19 protein-coding genes are annotated in these 19,707 nt (G+C 72.6%); 4 read left to right on the forward strand and 15 right to left on the reverse strand.

The genetic code is table 11. From position 1 onward, the window contains the following. Positions 1-333 precede the first annotated feature (333 nt). Positions 334-924: a hypothetical protein gene (locus tag AB0J55_RS27860; protein ID WP_364254508.1), complete on the reverse strand. Its 591-nt coding sequence runs from the start codon at positions 922-924 to the stop codon at positions 334-336. Positions 925-963: 39 nt separating this feature from the next. On the opposite strand from AB0J55_RS27860, the gene AB0J55_RS27865 reads away from it, so the two are divergent. Next, positions 964-1,431, forward strand: a complete 468-nt coding sequence (locus AB0J55_RS27865) for a GtrA family protein (RefSeq protein ID WP_364254511.1) — start codon at positions 964-966, stop codon at positions 1,429-1,431. On the opposite strand, the gene AB0J55_RS27870 is transcribed toward AB0J55_RS27865, so the two are convergent. Beyond that, positions 1,414-2,625: a helix-turn-helix domain-containing protein gene (locus AB0J55_RS27870; protein ID WP_364254514.1), complete on the reverse strand. Its 1,212-nt coding sequence runs from the start codon at positions 2,623-2,625 to the stop codon at positions 1,414-1,416. The two genes, AB0J55_RS27865 and AB0J55_RS27870, sit on opposite strands and share 18 nt — an antisense overlap. Before the next feature lie 190 nt (positions 2,626-2,815). On the opposite strand from AB0J55_RS27870, the gene AB0J55_RS27875 reads away from it, so the two are divergent. The 3 genes from AB0J55_RS27875 (at position 2,816) to AB0J55_RS27885 (ending at position 7,482) form a co-directional block, all read left to right on the forward strand. Continuing rightward, positions 2,816-4,015, forward strand: coding sequence for a helix-turn-helix domain-containing protein (locus AB0J55_RS27875; protein WP_364254517.1), 1,200 nt, complete (start codon positions 2,816-2,818; stop codon positions 4,013-4,015). A gap of 888 nt (positions 4,016-4,903) precedes the next feature. Further along, a complete protein-coding gene (locus AB0J55_RS27880) occupies positions 4,904-6,250 on the forward strand; it encodes a helix-turn-helix domain-containing protein (RefSeq protein ID WP_364254520.1) in 1,347 nt (448 codons plus the stop codon). 38 nt (positions 6,251-6,288) lie between these two features. Then, positions 6,289-7,482, forward strand: coding sequence for a helix-turn-helix domain-containing protein (locus AB0J55_RS27885; protein WP_364254523.1), 1,194 nt, complete (start codon positions 6,289-6,291; stop codon positions 7,480-7,482). Positions 7,483-7,623: 141 nt separating this feature from the next. On the opposite strand, the gene AB0J55_RS27890 is transcribed toward AB0J55_RS27885, so the two are convergent. From AB0J55_RS27890 to AB0J55_RS27950, 13 genes are read right to left on the reverse strand one after another with little or no spacing between them, the layout of a single operon-like run. Beyond that, positions 7,624-8,715, reverse strand: a complete 1,092-nt coding sequence (locus AB0J55_RS27890) for a KR domain-containing protein (RefSeq protein WP_364254526.1) — start codon at positions 8,713-8,715, stop codon at positions 7,624-7,626. Further along, the gene (locus AB0J55_RS27895; protein ID WP_364254529.1) at positions 8,709-9,995 is read right to left on the reverse strand and encodes an AMP-binding protein; all 1,287 of its coding nucleotides are present in this window, start codon (positions 9,993-9,995) and stop codon (positions 8,709-8,711) included. Before AB0J55_RS27895 ends, AB0J55_RS27890 begins: the two co-directional genes overlap by 7 nt. A gap of 17 nt (positions 9,996-10,012) precedes the next feature. Further along, positions 10,013-10,615, reverse strand: a complete 603-nt coding sequence (locus AB0J55_RS27900) for a hypothetical protein (protein WP_364254532.1) — start codon at positions 10,613-10,615, stop codon at positions 10,013-10,015. Further along, a complete protein-coding gene (locus AB0J55_RS27905; protein WP_364254535.1) occupies positions 10,612-11,109 on the reverse strand; it encodes a hypothetical protein in 498 nt (165 codons plus the stop codon). Before AB0J55_RS27905 ends, AB0J55_RS27900 begins: the two co-directional genes overlap by 4 nt. Beyond that, a complete protein-coding gene (locus AB0J55_RS27910; protein WP_364254538.1) occupies positions 11,106-12,212 on the reverse strand; it encodes an MlaD family protein in 1,107 nt (368 codons plus the stop codon). The genes AB0J55_RS27905 and AB0J55_RS27910 overlap by 4 nt, the downstream gene beginning before the upstream one ends. Next, complete coding sequence (locus tag AB0J55_RS27915) at positions 12,212-13,183, reverse strand: MCE family protein (RefSeq protein WP_364254541.1); 972 nt, start codon at positions 13,181-13,183, stop codon at positions 12,212-12,214. Before AB0J55_RS27915 ends, AB0J55_RS27910 begins: the two co-directional genes overlap by 1 nt. Continuing rightward, the gene (locus AB0J55_RS27920; protein ID WP_364254544.1) at positions 13,180-14,178 is read right to left on the reverse strand and encodes an MCE family protein; all 999 of its coding nucleotides are present in this window, start codon (positions 14,176-14,178) and stop codon (positions 13,180-13,182) included. The genes AB0J55_RS27915 and AB0J55_RS27920 overlap by 4 nt, the downstream gene beginning before the upstream one ends. After that, on the reverse strand, positions 14,178-15,173 hold the full coding sequence (locus tag AB0J55_RS27925; RefSeq protein WP_364254547.1) for an MCE family protein: 996 nt from the start codon (positions 15,171-15,173) through the stop codon (positions 14,178-14,180). The genes AB0J55_RS27920 and AB0J55_RS27925 overlap by 1 nt, the downstream gene beginning before the upstream one ends. Beyond that, entirely contained in the window at positions 15,170-16,186 is a 1,017-nt protein-coding gene (locus AB0J55_RS27930) for an MCE family protein (RefSeq protein WP_364254550.1), read from the reverse strand. Before AB0J55_RS27930 ends, AB0J55_RS27925 begins: the two co-directional genes overlap by 4 nt. Further along, positions 16,183-17,376, reverse strand: a complete 1,194-nt coding sequence (locus AB0J55_RS27935) for an MCE family protein (RefSeq protein ID WP_364254553.1) — start codon at positions 17,374-17,376, stop codon at positions 16,183-16,185. The genes AB0J55_RS27930 and AB0J55_RS27935 overlap by 4 nt, the downstream gene beginning before the upstream one ends. Further along, the gene (locus AB0J55_RS27940; protein WP_364254556.1) at positions 17,373-18,188 is read right to left on the reverse strand and encodes an ABC transporter permease; all 816 of its coding nucleotides are present in this window, start codon (positions 18,186-18,188) and stop codon (positions 17,373-17,375) included. The genes AB0J55_RS27935 and AB0J55_RS27940 overlap by 4 nt, the downstream gene beginning before the upstream one ends. Further along, positions 18,189-18,983, reverse strand: a complete 795-nt coding sequence (locus tag AB0J55_RS27945; RefSeq protein ID WP_364254558.1) for an ABC transporter permease — start codon at positions 18,981-18,983, stop codon at positions 18,189-18,191. Next, the gene (locus tag AB0J55_RS27950; protein WP_364254561.1) at positions 18,980-19,702 is read right to left on the reverse strand and encodes a hypothetical protein; all 723 of its coding nucleotides are present in this window, start codon (positions 19,700-19,702) and stop codon (positions 18,980-18,982) included. The genes AB0J55_RS27945 and AB0J55_RS27950 overlap by 4 nt, the downstream gene beginning before the upstream one ends. Positions 19,703-19,707 lie beyond the last annotated feature (5 nt).

The following is a 19,707-nucleotide window of genomic DNA, read 5'->3' on the forward strand; positions in this document are numbered from 1 at the left end:
GCCGCTCAGCGACTCCGGCCACGAAGGGGCTGCCAGCGCGAGCTCGGCTCGGCGCCCCGGCGGCGAGATCACCGTCGGCAGCCGCAGCCGCGAAGCGGCTGCTGCGGGATCACCTCTCAGCGACTCCGGCCGCAGGGCGGCTGCGGCCGCGAAGCGGCTGCCAGCGCGAATTCGGCTCAGCGATCCCGGCGGCGGATCACCACTCGGCGACTCCGGCCGCGGAGCGATCGCCGCTCAACAGCTCCGGCCACAGCGCGACTCCGGCTGGGGCGAACCCCGGCCGCGCGACCGGGCCCCGCCCGCCAAGCAGAGCGCCACCGGCGCCCCACCCCGTCAGCGGCTCCGGCCACCACGGGGATGCTGCTGCCAAGAGCTGATCACCGAGCTCACGTACTCGCGCCACTGGTCCTCCGGCGAGGTCGTCGACGGGGCCGGCGGCTCTGCGCGAGCCGGTTTGCGGCCCGCCGCGGACGGCATGCTCGTGGTCTCCGGCGGCGAGTCGCGCACCTTGGCCGTCAGCGGTGGCGGTGCCGCGGAGGCGCTCATCGTCACCACCCCTTCGCTCGACGTCGCGGTCGGCGGCGGGGCCGGGACCGCCGCTCCGGGCGGTGGGACCGCCGTTCCGCCCACCTGGTGGGGCTGGAACAGCACGACCGCCGCCAGCCCCAGTCCCACCGCCGCGCCCGCGGCGAGGACGTAGGGCTTCGTGCGGGAGGACCGGTCGGCGGGCGGGGTCTCCTGCGGGCGCTCGTCGGCCGCCAGCTCGGCGTCGAGCACCGCCAAGGGGTCGGGTGCGGGCTCGGCGGGCGGTTCCTCGGCGAGCTTCGCGTCGAGCTCGCCGCGGATCACCAGCGGCCTCGTCTGCGAAAGGTTCACCAGTTCGGCGACCGAGGGAAGCTCGCTCTCCCCGCCCGTCCGTGCCATCGAAAGACCTCCGCCCTGTCGGCGCCACCTGGAGGAACCATGCCCGAGCCGCGAGAGCTGCTCCGCTTCGCCGTCGTCGGCTCGGCCGCGTACGGGGTCACCCTACTGGGCGACTACAGCCTGAAGTTCACCGTGTTCCGGGAGAAGCCGGTGACGGCCCTCGCGATCGCCACGGTCGCCGCCACGGCGTTCGCCTACCTGCTGTCCCGGCGCTGGTCGTTCGCCACCCGCGGCGGCCACGGCCGCGTGCGCGAGGCGACGCTGTTCTTCGCCGTCAACGCGGGCGCGGTGGCGGTGAACCTCGTGCCGCCGCTGGTGTCGCGGTACGTGCTGCACCTGGCCGTCCCGTACGTCGGCTACGCCACGCAGGAGGTCGCGGACTTCGTCGCCGGCATGCTGCTGGGCACCCTGCTGGGGACGGCGTTCCGCTGGTGGGGCTACCGGCGCTGGGTGTTCCCGCGCCCGGCACCGGCCCGACCACGGCGGGCCTCAGCCCTGGCCCGGTAGCGCGCGCTCGGCCAGCAACGCCAGCTCCAGCCGCAGCCGCTCACCCGGGTCGTCCAGCCGGTCGCCGAACAGCTCCGCCAGCTTCTTCAACCGGGCCCGGATCGTCTGCGGGTGCAGGTCGAGCAGCCGGCCCAGCTCCGGCGCGCTGCCCCGGGTCCGGACCAGCGCCAGCAGCGTCTCGGCCAGCTGCTCTCGGCGACGCCCGGACAGGCCGGACAGCGGCTCCAGCGTCGTCGTGGCCAGCTGCGTGACCAGGAACTCGTCCGCGAGCAGCAGGAGCGTCGTCACGTGGTCGCGGCACCAGATCACCGGACCCGGTGCGTCGAGCAGGCCGCGGGCGGCCAGGTCGACGGCGCGGCGGGCGATCCGGAACGACTCGGGTGCCTCGGCCGGCGGCACCAGCGGCCCGACCGCGGCCGTCCAGCCCGGCGGCAGCCCGGCGAGGCCGGCCAGGTCGACGTCCGGGGCCGGGGTGAGCGCCGCCGGCGGGTCGCCGGCCGGATCGGCGGGGACGTGCTCCGGCAGCAGCCCGGGCGGGAACTCCGGGGCGCCGGGCAGCGCGCGGAACGCCACCGCGGCGACCCGCTCGGGCACCGGCAGGCCGGACGCGGCTAGCAGACTGTCCCATTCTTGAAATGTCTCAGCGGTCGGTATCCGGCCGCCCAGTACCGCGCGCAGCAGGCGGCGGTGCCGTTCGCCGGTGCCGGCCACCGCCGCTTCCGCCGCGCTGTAACCCTCCGCGACGGCCGCCATCGACGTCTCGACGTCGGCGAACATCCCTTCCGCGGCGCCGTACAGGACGTCACCGGACAACCCGGCTTCCCGCGCGATGTCGGCGATCCACCGCCAGGTGACCCGGCTCGACACGCGCACCGCCGCCTGCACGGCCTCGCGGCTCAGACCATTGTGGAACGCCTCGCGCCCGTGCCCGCGGAACCCGGCCAGCCGGTCGGCCTGCCACATCGCGGGCGTGCCGACGCGGTCGATGTCCCGCTCGATGCCGCGCCGCGCCTGCTCGATCGCGACGGCGCGCTCGGGTCCGCCGGCGAAACTCCGGGAATATTCCGGAATCTCGGCGGCGATCGCGTCGATGCAGGCCCGGGCGATCTCCGGGATTCGCGGCCGCACCGCGTCGCCGAGTTCGTGCGGCAGCCGGGACCACACGGAGCCGTCCGAGGCAGCGGAACCGCGCATGGGGAATTCAGTCCTCCACTGGGAATTGGTACCGCAGAAATGGCCCCGCCATCCGCCACGGAGCGTAGAACGCGCACCCGTCCGTGTCAAAAGGACGAGTGCGCGTCACCCTTTCCGGGAACCGATCGTTGATTTTTCAGTGACACACGGGTCGGATACGCTCGGCCCCCACGCACTCGAAGGGGGATTCGTGGTCGAGTACCGCAGCTTCCGCCTGCTGGCCTCGCTGCCGCGCGCGCTGGGCGCGGGCCTGCGCCCGCACGTCGGGCACGCGGCGGCCTCGATGATCCAGGAGGTGCAGCGCACGGTCCCGGCCTACGGCCAGCCGCTCAAGGGCGTGTTCGGCAAGGTGCTGGTGAAGAGCGTCGAGTTCGCGGTGCGGCACTGCGTCGACGCGATGGGCGAGCCGGCGCTGCCGCACGAGCCGTGGGTCGAGTTCTACCGCGGCCGCGGCCGGGTCGAGTTCACCGAGGGCCGCAACCTCGACGCGCTGCAGGACAGCGCCACGATCGGGGCGCGGGTGGCGTGGCGGGCGATGCACCCGGCGGTGATCGCCGCGGGCGTCGACCCGGCGGTCATCTCGGTCGCCGCGGAGGCCATCTTCGCCTACGTCGACGAGCTGTGCGCCACCGCGATCGAGGGGTACCAGCAGGCGCAGGCCGAGGCGGAAGGGGCGGTCCCGGTCCGGCGGCGGCGCCTGCTGGAGCTGATCGCGGGCGCCCCGGAGGGCGCGGCGACCAGCATCGCCGGGCTGGCGGGCGGCGCGGGCTGGCCCCTGCCGGAGACGGCGGCGATGGTGGCCCTCGAGCGCGCCCCGGACGCGGCCGACTTCCCGGCGGACCTGCTCGGCGACGGCGTCCTGGCCGACCTCGACGGCCCGGAGCCGTACCTGCTGACCAGCGACCCGGACGCGGACCTGGCCCCCCTGACGGCCAAACTCGACGGCTGGCGCGCGGCGGTGTCCCCGACGGTGCCCCTGGCGGACGCCCCGGCGGCGCTGCGCACGGCACGGCGGGCCCTGCTGCTGTCGGGACCGGACGTCCCGGGCCCCCTGATCTGGTGCCGCGACCACCTGGCGACGCTCTGGCTGCTGGCCGAGGACTTCCTGGCGGCCGAGCTGGCCCGGCAGAGCCTGGACCCGTTCGCCTCGCTCAGCGAGAAGCAGCGGGAACGGTTGAGCGAGACGCTGCTGGCGTGGCTGGAGACCAGGGGCGGCGCACCGGAGATCGCCCAGCGGCTGGGCGTGCACCCGCAGACGGTCCGCAATCGCTTGCGCCAGCTGGAGGAGCTGTTCGGCGACCGCCTGAAGGACGCCGACGACCGGCTGGGCATGCAGCTGGCATTGCGGGCGCAACGCCTGATGCGAGCCCACCGGCCGCCGGAAGCGTGACCGGCGCGCAGGTCACCGCCACACCGGTCCAGGGATATCGGCCGCGGCGCGATCGGGGCTGAAGCCTCGGCTCATCCGCGCCGCAGCACAGGCCCGCACGCGCGACCTGCTCGCGCCGGACCACGGGCCGCACGCGCACGCTGATCACGCCATCCACGCCGCTGTACCAGCCCCGCCGCAGGCGAACCCCCGCTCACCGCACCGCCACTGCAGCGTCACCGGTTCCCGGCCTGCCCGACACGTGCACCCGCGCCACCCGATCGAGCGCGCGCACCGGCATCGGGAGCACCCGCCGCCAGGGTCGCCTCCCCAGGGCGCGGCGGGGCGGCCCCGCGCCCTGGTGGACCAAATGGAAACTCGCGCGGCAGGACATCAGCGCGTCCGGTGCGTCATTGCGACCATGTCTCCGAGGATTACCGCGCACCGCCGAAATGTCGATACGCATTCCCGGTGAAGCCCGGAAAACGCGCACGCACAGTCGCCTTTTCCCCTTCCCTCTTGTCATGCTCGGCCGACCATTCGGCGCACGCCCGCGGCGAGGCGCCCGTGCCGCTGCACGGGATCGCCACTCTTGACGCCACCCGAAAACGTGAAACACTTTCCGGGCCGGACCAGGCCCGCCGCCGGGGCGATCTCGTCACGCGGCTGACAGCCGCGAACCGGGCCTTCGGAAAAGTTGTCATCCGCGCACCACCCGGCCGCGCCGGAAGTGTCACCTGGCCTCGCGCCGTTCCACCCGTTCGGGTGTAGTCCGGACGGGTTACCGCAAAGTCAGCGGACAACCCGTTGACAGTGCCGTTCGCGCGAAATTATGTTGCCTGAGCCACAAAATTCGGATCGGCTGTCCCGGCGAAGAGGCCGCTTTTGTTGCCAGCAAGGATAAAACACATGACCGACGTGGACACCGGATTCGCCGCCCCCGCCCTGCGGGCCGGCCGGCCGAACCCCGGCGAGCGCACCTCCGGACCGGCCTACCGGCAGCAGTCCGTGTCGGCCCGGCCCGCCTACCCACCCGCCCCGCGCACCCCGGTGGACCGGCGGCAGGGACGCGCTTCCGGGGCCATCGGGCTCTGGGCGTCGCTGCCCCGGGAGCTGGCGATCCGCTTCAAGCCGCGGGTCGATCCGCTCGCGCGGGCCATCCTGCAGGAGGTCCAGCGGGCGGTGCCCGAATACCGCCAGCCGCTGGAAGGGGCGTTCGGGCACATCATCACGCAGGGTGTCCGGCAGTCGATCATCCAGTGCCTCGACAGTGTCGGCACCCCGAACGCCGTGCCGCTGGAGACGTGGACGACCGTCTTCCGCAACCTCGGCAAGATCGAGTTCAACGAGGGCCGCAGCCTCGACTGCCTGCAGACCGCCTACCGGGTCGGCGGCCGGGTCGCGTGGCGGCACATCAGCGAGTTCGGGCAGGCCGCCGGCGTCTCCGCGGACACGCTGTGCACGAGCGCCGAGGCCATCTTCGCCTACGTCGACGAGATCTCCGCGCTCTCGATCGAGGGCTACACGGCGGCGCAGACGCGCGCGGCCGGCACCCGCGCCCGCCGCCGGCGAAGGCTGCTGGAGCTGCTGCTCGCCGACCCGCCGTCCGCGCCGCAGACCATCACCGCGCAGGCCGCCACGGCCCAGTGGGCGCTGCCGGCCGAGGTCACCGTCGTCGCCCTCGAACCCCGCGCCGACCAGCACAGCCTCGCCGCGCCCGACCTGCACTCCGACGTGCTCGTCGACCTCGAAGGCAGCGAACCGTGCCTGGTCACCGGCGACCCGGAGCGGCACCTGAAGAACCTCGCCGAGCGGCTGCCCGGCTGGCGCGCGGTGATCGGCCCGGCGGTGCGGCTCACCGACGCACCGCGGTCGCTGCTGTGGGCGCGCCGGACGCTGAAGCTCGTGCAGCGCGGCGTGCTGCCGGACGCGCCGGTGACCCGCTGCACCGACCACCTGTCCACGCTGTGGCTGCTCGCCGACGAGTTCCTCGTCCGTGAGCTGTGCGCGCGCAGCCTGGAGCCGTTCAACGACCTCACGCCGAAGCAGCGGGCGCGGCTCGGCGAGACGCTGCTGATCTGGCTGCAGTCCCGCGGCAGTGCGCCCGAGATCGCGAAGAAGCTGAAGGTGCACCCGCAGACCGTGCGCTACCGCATGCACCAGCTCGTCGACCTGTTCGGCGACCGGCTGCACAACGCCGACGACCGGCTCGACATGGAGATCGCGCTGCGCGCGGAGGCTCTCCTCGGTTCCTGAACTCCTCTTCCACGATGTCTTCCACAACGGGGTGGGCGATGACGGGACCGCCCGTCGAAACGAACTTCGGGCCGATGCTCGGCGGCGACGGCCGGCCGGGACAGCTGTGGGCCATGCTCCCGCGTGAGCTGGCCGCGGTGTTCCGGCCGCGGCTGCTCGACGTCGCCGACGAGGTGCTGCGCGAGATCCAGCGGACCATCCCGGACTACGCGCGGCCCCTCGACGGCGCGTTCGGCAAGGCGCTGCGGGCCGGCGTCCAGGCGGCGATCCTGCAGTTCATCGACCGGATCGCCACCTCCGGCCCGGTGCCCGACGAGCGGCGGCAGGTGTTCGTCGGGCTCGGCGTGCACGAGCTCGCGCAGGGCCGCAACCTCGACGTCCTGCAGGCCGCCTACCGGGTCGGCGCGCGGGTGACGTGGCGGCGGATGGCGGAGGTGGGGACGCGGGCCGGCGTGCCGTCGGCGACGCTGTGCCTGCTCGCCGAGGCGATCTTCGCCTACATCGACGAGCTGTCCGCGTTGTCGATCGAAGGGCACGCGGCGGCGCAGGCGCGGGCCGCGGGCGCGCTGGAGCGGCGGCGACGCCGGCTGCTGGACCTGCTGCTGGCGGACCCGCCGTCGCCGTCGCGGACGGTCCAGGAAGCCGCGACGGCGGCCGAGTGGCCGTTGCCGCACCGGCTCGTCGCGGTGGCGCTCGACGGGGCCGCCGACGTCACCGGGCTGGAGGCACTGGAGGACCTCGAAGACGGCACCCCGCGGCTGCTGCTGCCCGCCCCCGCGGACCGCGGCGCGCTGACCCGGGCCCTGGCCGGGCAGCGGGCCGCGGTAGGGCCGCCGGTGCCGCCCCGCCAGGCGGCCCGGTCCCTGGCGACGGCGCAGGAGGCCCTGCGGCTGGTGGGCGACGTCCTGCCGGACGAGCCGCTGACCTGGTGCGAAGACCACCTCGCGACGCTGTGGCTGCGCAAGGAGCCGTTCCTGGTGACGGAGGTGTCCCGGCGCCGGCTCGCCCCGCTGACGGCGTTGACCCCGAAGCAGTACACCCGCCTGGCCCACACGCTGCTCGCGTGGCTGGAGACGTGCGGCAACGTCCGCGAGGTCGCCGACCGCCTCGCGATCCACCCGCAGACGGTCCGCGCCCGCGCCCAGGAGCTGGAGGCCCTGTTCGCGGATCACCTCCGCCACCCGGACTCCCGTTTCGAGATGATCCTCGCCCTCCGCGCCACCCTCCCCTGACTTCGTGTCGACCCTCCAGACACGCGTGTCGACCCTCCAGACACACGAGTCGACCCTCCAGACACGCGAGTGCCGGACCGCAACGGACGACACACGTGATCAGACGGTCGACACGCGTGATTGAAGGGTCGACACGGGTGATCAGAGGGTCGACACGGGGTTGTGGGTCGGCCAGTGGACCAGGGTGGCGGGGAGGCCGCGGGCGCGGCGCCAGGCGGCGAACGCGTCGAGCCAGGCGGCGGCCGTGGCGGGGGCCAAGCGGGGTGGGGCGGGTGAGGAGACCAGGAGCCACCAGTCCGGTGGGCAGCCGGTCGTGGCCTCGTGGAGGCGGCGGGCGCCGAGGACCTGGGGCCGCCAGACGGTCTCGACGTCCTCGGCGAGCGCCTCGGCCGCGTGCACCACGCCGCGCAGGGGCAAGCCGTCCGCCGTGGCCGTGGCGATCAGCCGTTCCGCGACGCCCGGGGCGGCGATGTCGCCGGGGACGACCACCGTGTCCACCCCGGGAGCGACGACCGGGCCGTGTCCGGAAAGGACGATCCGGGTGGCGCCGGTGGCCGCCAGCCAGCGGGCGATCGCCGGCCCGCGCTCGCCCGTGACCACGTACGCGCCGGGCCCGCCCGGCAGGTCGGCCGCGAACGGGACGCGGGCCGGCCGCGCCGCGTAGCGGACTCCGCCGCGCCAGCGGACGTCGTCCTCCGGTGCGTCCGCCCGGAGCTCGCGCACGAGGAATCCGAGGTCGGCGCGGGCGTCGAAGTCGACCAGGCTCGTCCGCAGCTCCGGCCGCTCGACCGCGAGGACGCGCACCAGCCCGCGCAGGAACAGCAGCCCCGGCTCGCCGGCCGACTGCGTGAGCAGGTGGAACCGGACGCCGGGGCCGAGGCGGGCGACCACTTCCAGGACCGCCGGCAGCAGCTCCTGCGCGGCCTCCGGGTCGTGGTAGGCGTACGGCGCCCCGGTCAGGAAGACGACGCCGCGCACCGGGCGTCCGGCCAGGAAACCCGGCAGCTCGTCGAGGTCGTCGCGCGGCAGCGAAAGGGCGTCGTCGCCCGCCGCGGCCAGCGCCAGGGCCAGGGCGACGGCCCGGCCGAGCGCGGCCGGGTGCTCGTCGGTGAGCAGCAGCCACGCGCCGGGCGGGGACGGCGGCACCCACGGCAGCGGCGCCTCCGGCCAGGACACCTCGGGCGACGACGTGGCGAACGGGACGCCCGGCGAGAGCGCCGGCCCGGTCACCACAGGCCGTCTCCGTCCCGGTGGTACGGGGCCTCGCCCGCGGGCAGCACGACGACTCTCCGCAGGGTGAGCCCGTGCCGGGCGGACACCGCGTGCCGCACGGCCCGCTCGACCTCGCCGCGCGGCGGGACCACGCCGTCGAGCAGCTCCAGGACGACCACGGCCTGCTGCCCGGCGACGGCGAACGCGGCCGCGGCGTCCGGCCGGATCGCCGGGTGCGCCTCTTCGGCCGTCGCTTCGAGGTCCTGCGGGTGGTGGCCGGCGACGAGAACCCGGCCGGTGACGGTCAGGTTGCCGGACTCGTCCAGAACCCCGAGGTCGCCGGTCCGCAGCCACCAGCGCGGCTCGTCGTCGCCGGTGAGGAACGCGCAGAAGACCCGCGCCGACTCCTCGGGCCGGTTCCGGTAGCCGCGGGCGACGTTCGGCCCGCTCACCCAGATTTCGCCGGCCGCGCCCGGGGGCCGCCGCCGTCCGTCCGGGCCGACGATCGCCACCGCCTGGCCGGCCGGGCGGCCGCAGGAGACCAGGGCGGTCGCTTCGGCCCGGACGTAGCACTCCCGCAGCGCCCCGGGCGGGAACACGGCCCGCAACCGGTCCAGGTCCGGGTCGTCCGCGCGCACCAGGGATCCGGCCGTTCCGGCCGCCCCGGCCAGGACGTCCCGGCGATCGACGAGCACCACGGGGCGGCCGGTGACGACCGGCGCCGCCACCCCGAGCAGCAGGCCGAGGGGGTCGCTCGGCGGCAGCCAGGTCGTCACGGAGGGGTGCGCCAGCAGCGGTGCCGCCTGTCGCGCGTTGGCCACGATGTTCGCGTGGGTGACCATCACCCCGCCCGGGTACTGCAGGTAGGCCACCCCCTCGGGGGACGGCGCGGTTTCGGCGAACGGCGCGTCCGGGACGGCGTCCACGGCGAGCACGCGATGCCCGCACGTGTCCAAAGCAGACAGAAAGCGCCGGACCGCGGTCACCGTGGCCGCGGTCGCGAGCACGATCGACGGCTGCGCGTCGGCCAGGACGTGCGCCCGGCCGTCCGGCCCCGCCGGGATCGCGACCAGCCCGGCCCGCAGCACGCCGAGGAACGCGACGGCGTAGGCGGGTGACGGCGCGATGAGGATCGCCGCGCGCTGCCCCGGCTCGGCGACCCGGCGCAGGGCCGCGGCGACGGCGGTGACCCGGCGGTCCAGCCCGGCCCAGGTCAGGGTGGTCCGGGCGCCGGGCCAGGTCATCGACGGCTCGTCGCCCGCCGCCGCGGCGCGGCGGGCCAGCAGCTTCGAGAGGGTCATGGCTTCCTCGCGCATCCTCAGGCCGCGGACATCCCGGTGACACGCCACTTCCCGGCGACGCGTTCGGCGGTGACGCTCAGCTGCGCGGCACCCGTGCTGCGCTGCCCGTCGCCCCGCGTGCCGGTCTGGTCGAGGAACACCAGGAGTGCCGCGCGGTCGCCGTCGAGGAGCTTCACGCCGGAGGCGACGGCGGTCGAGGTGACCACGAGCTTCTGGTCGGCGGCCAGCTTGCGGACCTGGCCGAAGAGCTGCTCGTACTGCGCCAGAGCAGGCCCGGTCAGCACGTCCTTCGCGGCCTGTTCGCTCTTGGCCGGGTCGTCGTAGCGGTAGGAGAAGACCGTGCCGAGCGCGGCGCTGATCTGTTTCGCGGCGTCCGCGGTCCCGGCGACGTCGGAAAGCGCGCTGTTGTGCGCGACGACGGCGTTCGTGCTGTGCGCTTCGAGCGTGAACCACCCGGCGAGCCCGGCCATGACCACGGCCACCGCTGCGAACACCACCGGCACCCGCCGCCGTGGTTCCGGGGTCGTGAGTGGTAAGGCGAGTTCTGACTCGTCCGAACACTCACGAGCGTGGTGGCGGCCGGCGACCTTGACCGCTCGCTTCTTCGTCGGGACCGTCATGGTGCCTCCCCCACGGGAACCTGGCCGAGCCCGGTGACCCGCCAGCCGTCCGGCCCGCGCGTCAGGTCGGCCTGGAACCGGTTGCGTTTCGTCACGGCTTCGCCGCCGTCCGGCGTGACGACCAGCTCGACCGATGCGAGGACTTTCGCCGTGCCCGCGCCGGTGTCCACTTCGGTCACCGCGGCGTCGGTGACCTTCCCCGTGGTGACGGTCTTCGCCTGGGCGATCCGGTCGAGACTGCCCTGCCGGTCGGCCGCGAGCTCGTCGTGCAGGGCACCGCCGGAGAGGTCGAGCCAGTGCTGGTACCCCGGTGCGGCCTGCCGGTAGTCCAAAGTGGTCAGTTCGGCGACCGCCGTCCGGCCGGCCTGCAACGCCTGCTCCCGGACGACCGCGCGCGCGACGCCGTCGTCGTGCGCCGCCTGCCACCAGGTGAACCCCGACCACCCGGCCGCGACAGTCGCCAAGACCGCGGCCAGCACTGCGACGATCCTCACGGCCGTCCTCCCGGTGCGTTCTGCGAGCCCCGGACGTTCGTCGGGTCGCCCTTCGGCAGCGCACAACGCGCGGCGGTGTTCAGCGGGCGGACCGACGTGTCGAGGCCGTTGCGGTACGGCGTCGTGTACCCGCTGGTACACGGCGGTGGGTCGAAAAAGGTCAGTGAAAGTCCGATGTGGACGCCGTCCGGCCGCACGATCGTCCCGGCCGCGGCCACCGCCTCCGGCGCGGTGATCAGCAGCTGCCGGACGCCGTCGTGGCGGGCTTCCAGGACGTCGGCGGTGGTCAGCAGGTTCGCCAGCAGCACGCCGAGGTCCGGGCCGGTGTCGCGGATCAGCGCGCTGACCTCGTTGGCGGCCGCGGGGACCGCCGGGATGAGCGTGCGCAGGTCGCCGTCGGACTGCTTCAACGTCGACGCGAGCAGTTTCGCGTTGGCCCCGAATTCGCGGATCGCGCCCGCCTGCTGCACCTGCGTGTCGAGCACCGTGTGCGCGTCGGTGACGAACCGGGTCAGCGGGGCGACGTGCGCGCTCGCCGCCTGGACGAACTCGATCCCGCGGCCGATCAGCTGGTCCAGCGCCGGGCCGGCGTCCGAGGTCGCGTTGTACAGCTCGTCGACGACCGTGCGCAGTGCGGGCTTGGGCACCGACGCGGCGAAGGTGTCCACTGTCGACAAGACGACGTCGACCGGCAGCGGGATCTTCGTGTCTGCCTGGGTGATCACCGAGCCGTCGTGCAGCTTCGGGCCGCCGTCGGTGCGCGGCCGCAGGTCGACGTACTGCTCGCCGACGGCCGAGCGGTCCGCGACGACGGCCTCGGTGTCGGCCGGGACCGGCGCGGTGCCGGCGTCGATCTCGAGGTCGGCCTCCATCCCCGCCGGCGTCAGCCGCAGTTCACCGACGCGGCCGATGGGCACGCCGCGGTAGGTGACCTCGGCGTTGGTGAAGATGCCGCCGCCGGCCGGGAACTGCGCTTTCACGGTGTAGCCGCGGTCGAAGAAGACCTTGTCGAGGCCGGCGTAGGTGGCCCCGACGTAGGCGACGCCGACGACGGCGATGACGACGAAGAGCGTCACCTGGACGCGCACGAACCGGGTCAGCATCAGTGACCCGCCTTGAGGAACCCGTTGAGGTAGTCGCCGCGGATCGTGTCCAGGGCGGCGTCCGGGAACGGGAAGGTGAAGATCATCTCCATCGCCTTGGGGAGCTTGTCGCCGGAGTCGGCCAGCCGGCGCAGCAGCGGTTCGAGGGCGTGCAGGTCGGCGACCAGGTCGTCCTTGCTGCGGTGGACCGTGTCGACGGCGACCGTGGTCAGGCCGTCGAGCGCCTTGAGCATCTCGACCAGGGCCGTCCGCTGCTGGTTGAGCACGCCGATGCCGGGGGTCAGGCCGTTGAGCGTGGTGGTGATCTGGCCGGTGTGCGCGTTGAGGGTCGCCGCGAGCTTGTTGACGCTCTCGATGGCCCGCGTGATCTCGTTCCGGTGCTCGTCGAGCCCCCGGACGAACGTGTCCAAACTGGACAGGAGGCTGCGGGCCGCCGACTCGCGGCCGCCGAGGGCGTCGTTGAGCTGGTGGCTGATGTTCTGGACCTGCGCCACCCCGCCGCCGTTGAGCAGCAGCGACAGCGCGCCGAAGACCTCCTCGATCTCGGGCGTCAGGGTGGAGCGGTCGAGGGGGATGGCCGCGCCGTCCAGAAGGCGGCCGGACGGCGTCGCGTCGTCCGGCGGGGCGAGTTCGACGAACTTCTCGCCGAGGATGCTGGCCTGCCGCAGCCGGACGACGGCGTTGCCCGGCAGGTCGACATCGCCGTTGAGCAGCAGGTCGACGACCGCGCTGTGCCCGTCCGGGGCGAGCTCGACCTTGACGACCTGGCCGACCGGGACGTCGTTGACCTTGACCCCGGACTGCGGCACGAGGTCGAGGACGTTGGTGAAGCTCGCGGTGACGTGGATCGGGTGGTCGCCGAGCGCGGCGCCGCCGGGCAGCGGGATGTCGTAGACGCTCACCCCGCTGCCGCAGCCGGTCGTCACCAGCGCGAGGGTCACCACCGCGGCGAGTTTGGCGAGGGCTTTCATTTCTGCTCCGGGAACTCGAGGAGGTTGCCGCGGCCGTCGATGGTCCCGTTCGCCCGGTCGTAGGCGCCCAGGAGGTTCGTCAGGGCGTTCGGGGCCGCGGTGAGCGCCTCGGACAGGGAGTCCTTCTGGTCCACCAGCACCTTCGTGACGTCGGCCAGCTTGTCCACATCGGACTGGATCTTGCCGCGGTTGTCCTTGATGAACGTCTGCACGACACTCAGCGCCTGGGTCAGTTCGGTCAGCGCGCCGGAAAACTGGTCGCGCTGGTCGGCCAGCACCTTGCTCAGCGACGCGATCTGCGAGATGGCCTGCTTGACCTGCCCGTCGTTGGCGGCGAGCATCGCGGTGAACTTGCTGATGTTGTCGACCGAGGTGAACAGGTCGTCCTTCGAGTCGCTCGCGGTGCGGGCGAACTCGCCGAGGTTCTTGATCGCCGTGCCGATGGTCTGCCCGGTCCCGTTCAGGTAGTCCGCCGAGCGGGTCAGGACGTCGCTCACCGCACCGTCCTTGTTGGCGCCGTTCGGCCCGAGTGCCGACATCAGCTGGTTGAGGCTGTGCAGCAGGTCGTCGACCTCCACCGGGGTCGCCGTGCGCTCCCGCGGGATCGACGAGCCATCGGCCAGCGTCGGCCCGCCGCGGTAGACGGGCGTGAGCTGGACGTACCGGTCGGCGACCAGGCTCGGCGTGATGACGACGGCCCCGGCGTCGGCGGGCAGCTGGACGCCCGGCTTCAGCGTCATCGTCACCTTGACGTCGGTCCCATTCGGTTCCACTTCGGACACCGAACCGACGGCGACACCGAGCACGCGCACGTCCGAGTTCGGGTAGATCCCCACGGCGGCGGTGAAGTACGCGTACAGGAGGCGCTCGGCGGGCGCGGTGACCACCGGCCACGCCGCCGAAACCACGAGCGCGAGCACGACGCCGAGCGTGAGGGCTCGCAGTCTCGTCCGCCGTCGCGCCGCCGCGCCCAGGTCGATGAGCTGGTGCGCCATCAGCGTCCCCCGTTCTTCGGCGGCTGGCAGCTGCCCGGCGTGGTGCCGGTCGGGATCAGGCCGCAGATGTAGGTGTCGATCCACCGGCCGTTGCCGACGGCGTTGCCGAGCAGCCGGTAGAACGGGCCGGCCAGGCGCAGGCTGTCCTCCAGCTTCCCCTGGTTCCGCTGCAGCACGGTGGCCACGCGGTCGAGCTGGTCCAGCGCCGGGCCGAGCGTCTTCTGGTTCTCGGCGACCAGCCCGCGCAGCTGGATGGAGAGGTTCTTGATGCCGCTGAACAACTGCGCGATCGCGTCCTTGCGGGCGTTGAGCTCGGTGAGCAGCGTGTTGCCGTCCCGGATCAGCGCCTGGATCTGATCGGACCGCTGACCGAGCGTCTTCGACACCTGGTTGGTGTTCTGGAACAGCTTGACCAGCTCGTCGTCGCGGGACGCCAGCGTCTGCGACAGCGCCGCGATGCCGTTGAACGCGGTCTTGACGTCGCTGGGGGCCGACGCGCCGAGCGTGTCGGACAGCACGCGGAACGCCTGCGCGAGCTGGTCGGTGTCGATGGCGCCGACCGTGCTCGCCAGGTCGTTGAAGACCGCCGTGACGTCGTAGGGCGAGCTCGTGCGCTCGGGCGGGATCGGCTGGTCCGGGTTCAGCTCGGCGTTCCCGACCGGGTCGAGCACCAGGTTCTTCTGCCCCAGCAACGTCTTGATCTTGATCGCCGCGGTCGTCCGGTTGCCCACCCACGTGTCGCGGACCCGGAACAGCACCTCGACGTGGTCGCCGGCCAGCCGCACGTCGGTGACCTCGCCGACCTTCACCCCGGCGACGCGGACCTCGTCGTCCGGCCGGAGCCCGGCGGCCTCGCGGAACTCGGCCTTGTAGGTCGTGCCGCCGCCGATGAGCGGAAGATCGTCGGAGAAGAACGTGGCGCTGCCGATCAACGCCATGACCAGCGCGGTCACCGCGCCGACGGCGATCGGGTTGCGGCTGCGGAAGGGTTTCACCGGCACCTCGCGGCGGTCACGGGGATGCCCGGCGGCGGGCCGCCGGGCGCGGGTTTCGCGTCGGTCTGCACCGCGCACAGGTAGAAGTTCGCCCAGGAGCCGTAGGAGAACAGCGTGCCGATCCGGTCGAGCTTCTTCGGCAGGTTGTCGACGAACTGCTGGAACACCGGGGTGTTGTCGGCCAGGTTCTTCGACAGGTCGCCGAGGGCGGTGATGCTGTCCTTCAGCGGCTGACGGCCCTCTTCGAGCAGCCCGGCGGTCGCGGTGGTCAGCTCGCCGAGGCCGCCGATGGCCTGCCCGATCGGCTTCGCGTCCGCGGCCAGCCCGGTGACCAGCTGGGCGGTCGTGTCGACGAGCGTGTCGAACTGGTCGCCCTGGGCGTTCAGCGTGTCCAGCACGGTGTTGAGGTTGCCGATCACCTGGCCGATGAGCGCGTCCTTGCCCGCCAGGGTCGAGGTGAGCGACGCCGTGTGCCGCAGCAGGCTCTCGATCGTGCTGCCCTCCCCCTGCAGCACCTGGATGATCTCGAACGACAGCTGGTTGACGTCGTTCGGCGACAGCGCCTGGAAGAGCGGCTTGAACCCGTTGAACAGCGCCGTGAGGTCGAGTGCCGGTTTGGTCCGGTCGAGCGGGATTTCGGCGCCTTCGGCCAGCGTGGGCGAGGTGTCGGTGGCGCCGGGGTCGACGGCCAGGTACCGCTGTCCGACCAGATTCCGGTAGCGGATGGTGACCGTCGCCGACGCGGTGAGCCGGTGCGCGCGGCCGACCGAGAACGCGACGTCGGCGAGGCGGTGTTCGACGACCCGCACCGAGTCGACCTGGCCGATCCGGACCCCGGCCATCCGGACCTCGTCGCCGGGGTTGACCGAGGTCGCGTCGGTGAACCGGGCGGTGTAGCCGATCGTCGCGCCGACGTTCGAGTTGGCGATCGTGATCGCGAGCACGGCGGTGGCGGCCGCGGTGACCAGGAAGAAGATCAGGCCCTTGACGGCGGGACCCGCGATACTCCTCATCGGACGGTCACCTCCGTCCCGCGCAACGCCGGTCCGATGAGGACACTGCTCCAGTCGGGGACCTCACCGAGGGCCGGCCGCAGGAGTTCGGCGACGAGCCGGCGTTCGCCCGGCGAGTTCGCGGGTCCCAGGTCGCCGTCGGCGGCTGCCGCGGCAGCACCACCGCCGTAGCACTTCGGGCCGCCGGTGGCGTCGAACCGCGGGGTGTCGCGGCCGGGCACGTACTTGTCGCGCGGGTCCTGCACGGTGAGCGTCACGTGCAGGCCCGGTTCGTTCGTGCCCTTGCCGAGGGCCTTCTCCATCAGCGGTTTGAGCCGGTCGACCGCGTCGAACAGGCACGGGAACTCCGGCGAATACCGTGCCAGCAGCTCCAGGGTGGGCCGGCTCGCGGCGGAGACGCCGATGAGGTTGTCCTTGTTCTTCCGCAGGAACTCGTTCAGGTGGCCGGTGGCACTGGTGACGCTCGCGTAGAGGCCGTCGAGGTCGGCACGGGTGTCCACGATGGTCTTGGCGGTGGTCGAGAGGTCGGACAGCGCTTGCAGGATGTCCGGCGCGGCACCGGTGTAGACGTCGGCCGCGTTCGCCAGCCCGGTGACGTCCGCCTTGAACTGCGGCATCAGCGGGTTCACCTGGCCGAGAAGGTCCTGCAGCCGGACGATGCTTTCGCCGAGCGGTTTCCCGCGGTTGTCGAGGGCCTGGGAGATCGCGCCGAGCGAGCTGTTCAGCTTCTGCGGCTGGACCGCGCGCAGCAGCGGCAGCAGGTCGCCGAGGACGCGTTCCAGCTCGATCGCGTTGGCCGAGTGGTCCTGCCCGATGACGTCCCCCGCCCGCAGTGTCCCTCGTGGACTCGCGGGAAGAACGAGGTTGACGTACCGCTCCCCGAACACCGTCTTCGGCAGCAGCCGCGCGGACACGTTCTCCGGCAGCATCCCGATCTTCGCCGGGTCGAGGGCGAGGTCGATCTCGGCGCCGGTGCGCGTGCTGCGCACCGCCCGGACCTCACCGAACGGGACGCCCTTGACCTTGACCTCGGCGGTCGGCGCGAGCTGGTTGCCGACCCGGTCCGCCCGCAGCGTCACCAGCTCGGCGTCGTCGAAGTCCTTGTCGTAGATGGCCACCGCGAGCCAGCCGAGCAAGACGAGCACGCCGAGGAAGGCAACCCCGGCGAGCTGCGTGCGGAACCGGCTCATCCGGACACCTTCACCGTGGTCGTCGCACCCCAGATGGCCAGGGACAGGAACAGGTCGAGCACGCTGATCAGCACGATCGACGTCCGCACGGCCCGGCCCACCGCGACCCCGACGCCGGCCGGCCCGCCGCTGGCGCGGTAGCCGTAGAAACAGTGCGTCAGGATCACGCCGACGCTGAAGACGAGCACCTTGCCGAACGACCACAGCACGTCCCCGGGCGGCAGGAACAGCGTGAAGTAGTGGTCGTAGGTGCCGCCGGACTGTCCGAAGAAGACGACGGTGGTCAACCGCGAGCCGAGGTAGGAGATCAGCAGCCCGACCACGTACAGCGGGATGATCGCGATGAACCCGGCGACGATCCGGGTGGTGACCAGGTACGGCATGCTCCGCACGGCCATCACTTCGAGGGCGTCGATCTCTTCGGAGATCCGCATCGCCCCCAGCTGCGCGGTGAACCCACTGCCCACAGTGGACGAGAGCGCGAGCCCGGCGACCAGCGGCGCGATCTCGCGCGTGTTGAAGTACGCGGTCAGGAACCCGGTCATCGCCGAGATGTTGATCTGGTTCAGGGCGCTGAACCCCTGCAGGCCCACGGTGACGCCGGTGAACACGCACAGGCCGACCATCACGCCGATCGTGCCGCCGATCACCGCGAGGGCGCCGCTGCCGAACGTCACTTCGGCCAGCAGCCGCACCACCTCGCGGAAGTAGCGGGTGACGGCGAGGGGGACGGCCGCGAGCGCGCGGACGTAGAAGAGCAGCTGGTCGCCGAGGTCGAACAGCCGGTCGCCGGGTTTGCCGAGGAGCGTCACTCAGGTTCCCTTCGCCGGGACGAGCTGCAGGTACAGCGCGGTGAGCACGGTGTTGACGAAGAACAGCAGCAGGAACGTGATGACGACGGACTGGTTGACGACGTCGCCGACACCCTTGGGGCCGCCCTTGGGATTCAGGCCGCGGTAGGCCGCGACCACCCCGGCCAGGTAGCCGAAGATCACGGCCTTGATCGAGCTGACGACGAGGTCGGGCAGCTGCGCGAGGGCGTTGAAACTGGCCAGGTACGCGCCGGGGGTGCCGCCCTGGACGATCACGTTGAAGAAGTAGCCGCCGAGCACGCCGACCACGCTGACCAGGCCGTTCAGCAGCACGGACACGCCGACGGCGGCCTGCACGCGCGGCACGACCAGCCGGTGGATCGGCGAGACGCCGAGCACCTCCATCGCGGCGATCTCCTCGCGGATGCTGCGGGCGCCGAGGTCGGCGCAGATCGCGCTGCCGCCCGCGCCGGCGATGATCAGCGTCGTCACGATCGGGCTCGCCTGCTGCACCACGGCCAGGACGCTGGCCGCGCCGTTGAACTGCTGGGCGCCGATCTGGCTGGTGAGCGAGCCGAGCTGCAGTGAGATGACCGCGCCGAACGGGATGGAGACCAGGATCGCCGGGGTGATGGACACGCTGGCGATGAACCAGAACTGCTGGACGAACTCCCGGACCTGGTACGGGCGGCGCAGCATGGCGACGACGACGTCGAGGCCCATCGCGCACATCCGGCCGAACTCGCGCAGGCCGTTCGCGGCCTTCTGCGGCGCTTCGCTGAGGAAGGTCGTCATGGCTGCTTGCACCCGGTGCTGAAGCAGCGTAGCTGGAGGTTCGAGACGAAGGTGTTGCCGGGACCGGAAACCAGGCCGGTGAGCAGCCGGCTTACGTCCTCGTGCCCGACGCAGCCGGCGAACGGCGGCGTGGTGAAGGTCGACGTCACCTTCACCGGCGGGGCCGGCAGGGAAATCGGCACCAGCGCCTTGATGGTGACCGCCGCGGGCTGGGCCGTCCGGCAGTCCGGGCCGACGTCGAGGGGTTTACCGTCCACTTCGACTTCCGAGAGCTTGATGAACACCTTGGCGGTCACGTCCGTGTCGGCGCAGATGTTGGTCTGGGTGGCTTTGCAGTCCTTGTCCTTGCCCGTGTGGACGGTCGCCGTGCCCGAGGCGTCGCCGTCCGGGACGATTTCGACGCGGCCGGTGGTGGGCATGAACCGGAACGCGACGAAGTAGCCGTTCGCCGGCGGGATCGCGAGCTTCCCGGTGATCGGCACGGTGCTGGTCAGCCCGCCCAGGAAGCCGTCGAAGGTGCCCGGCGGGAAGGCGATGTCGGACCCGAGCTTGGCCACGTGGCTCGTGGTCGGCTGCTGCGCGTCCCCCAGGGTGAAGCCGAAGGGAATCTGCGTGGCCTGGACTGCCGGGGCGTTCTCGCCCGGCGCCGCCTCCGCGGCGCCGAGCGAGAACGCGGCCACTGCCAGCACGAGCGGCAGCGAAAATCGGGTCAGCGTCATCGAGT

Origin of the sequence: Amycolatopsis sp. NPDC049688, assembly GCF_040674975.1 — a bacterium.
GTDB lineage: Bacteria > Actinomycetota > Actinomycetes > Mycobacteriales > Pseudonocardiaceae > Amycolatopsis.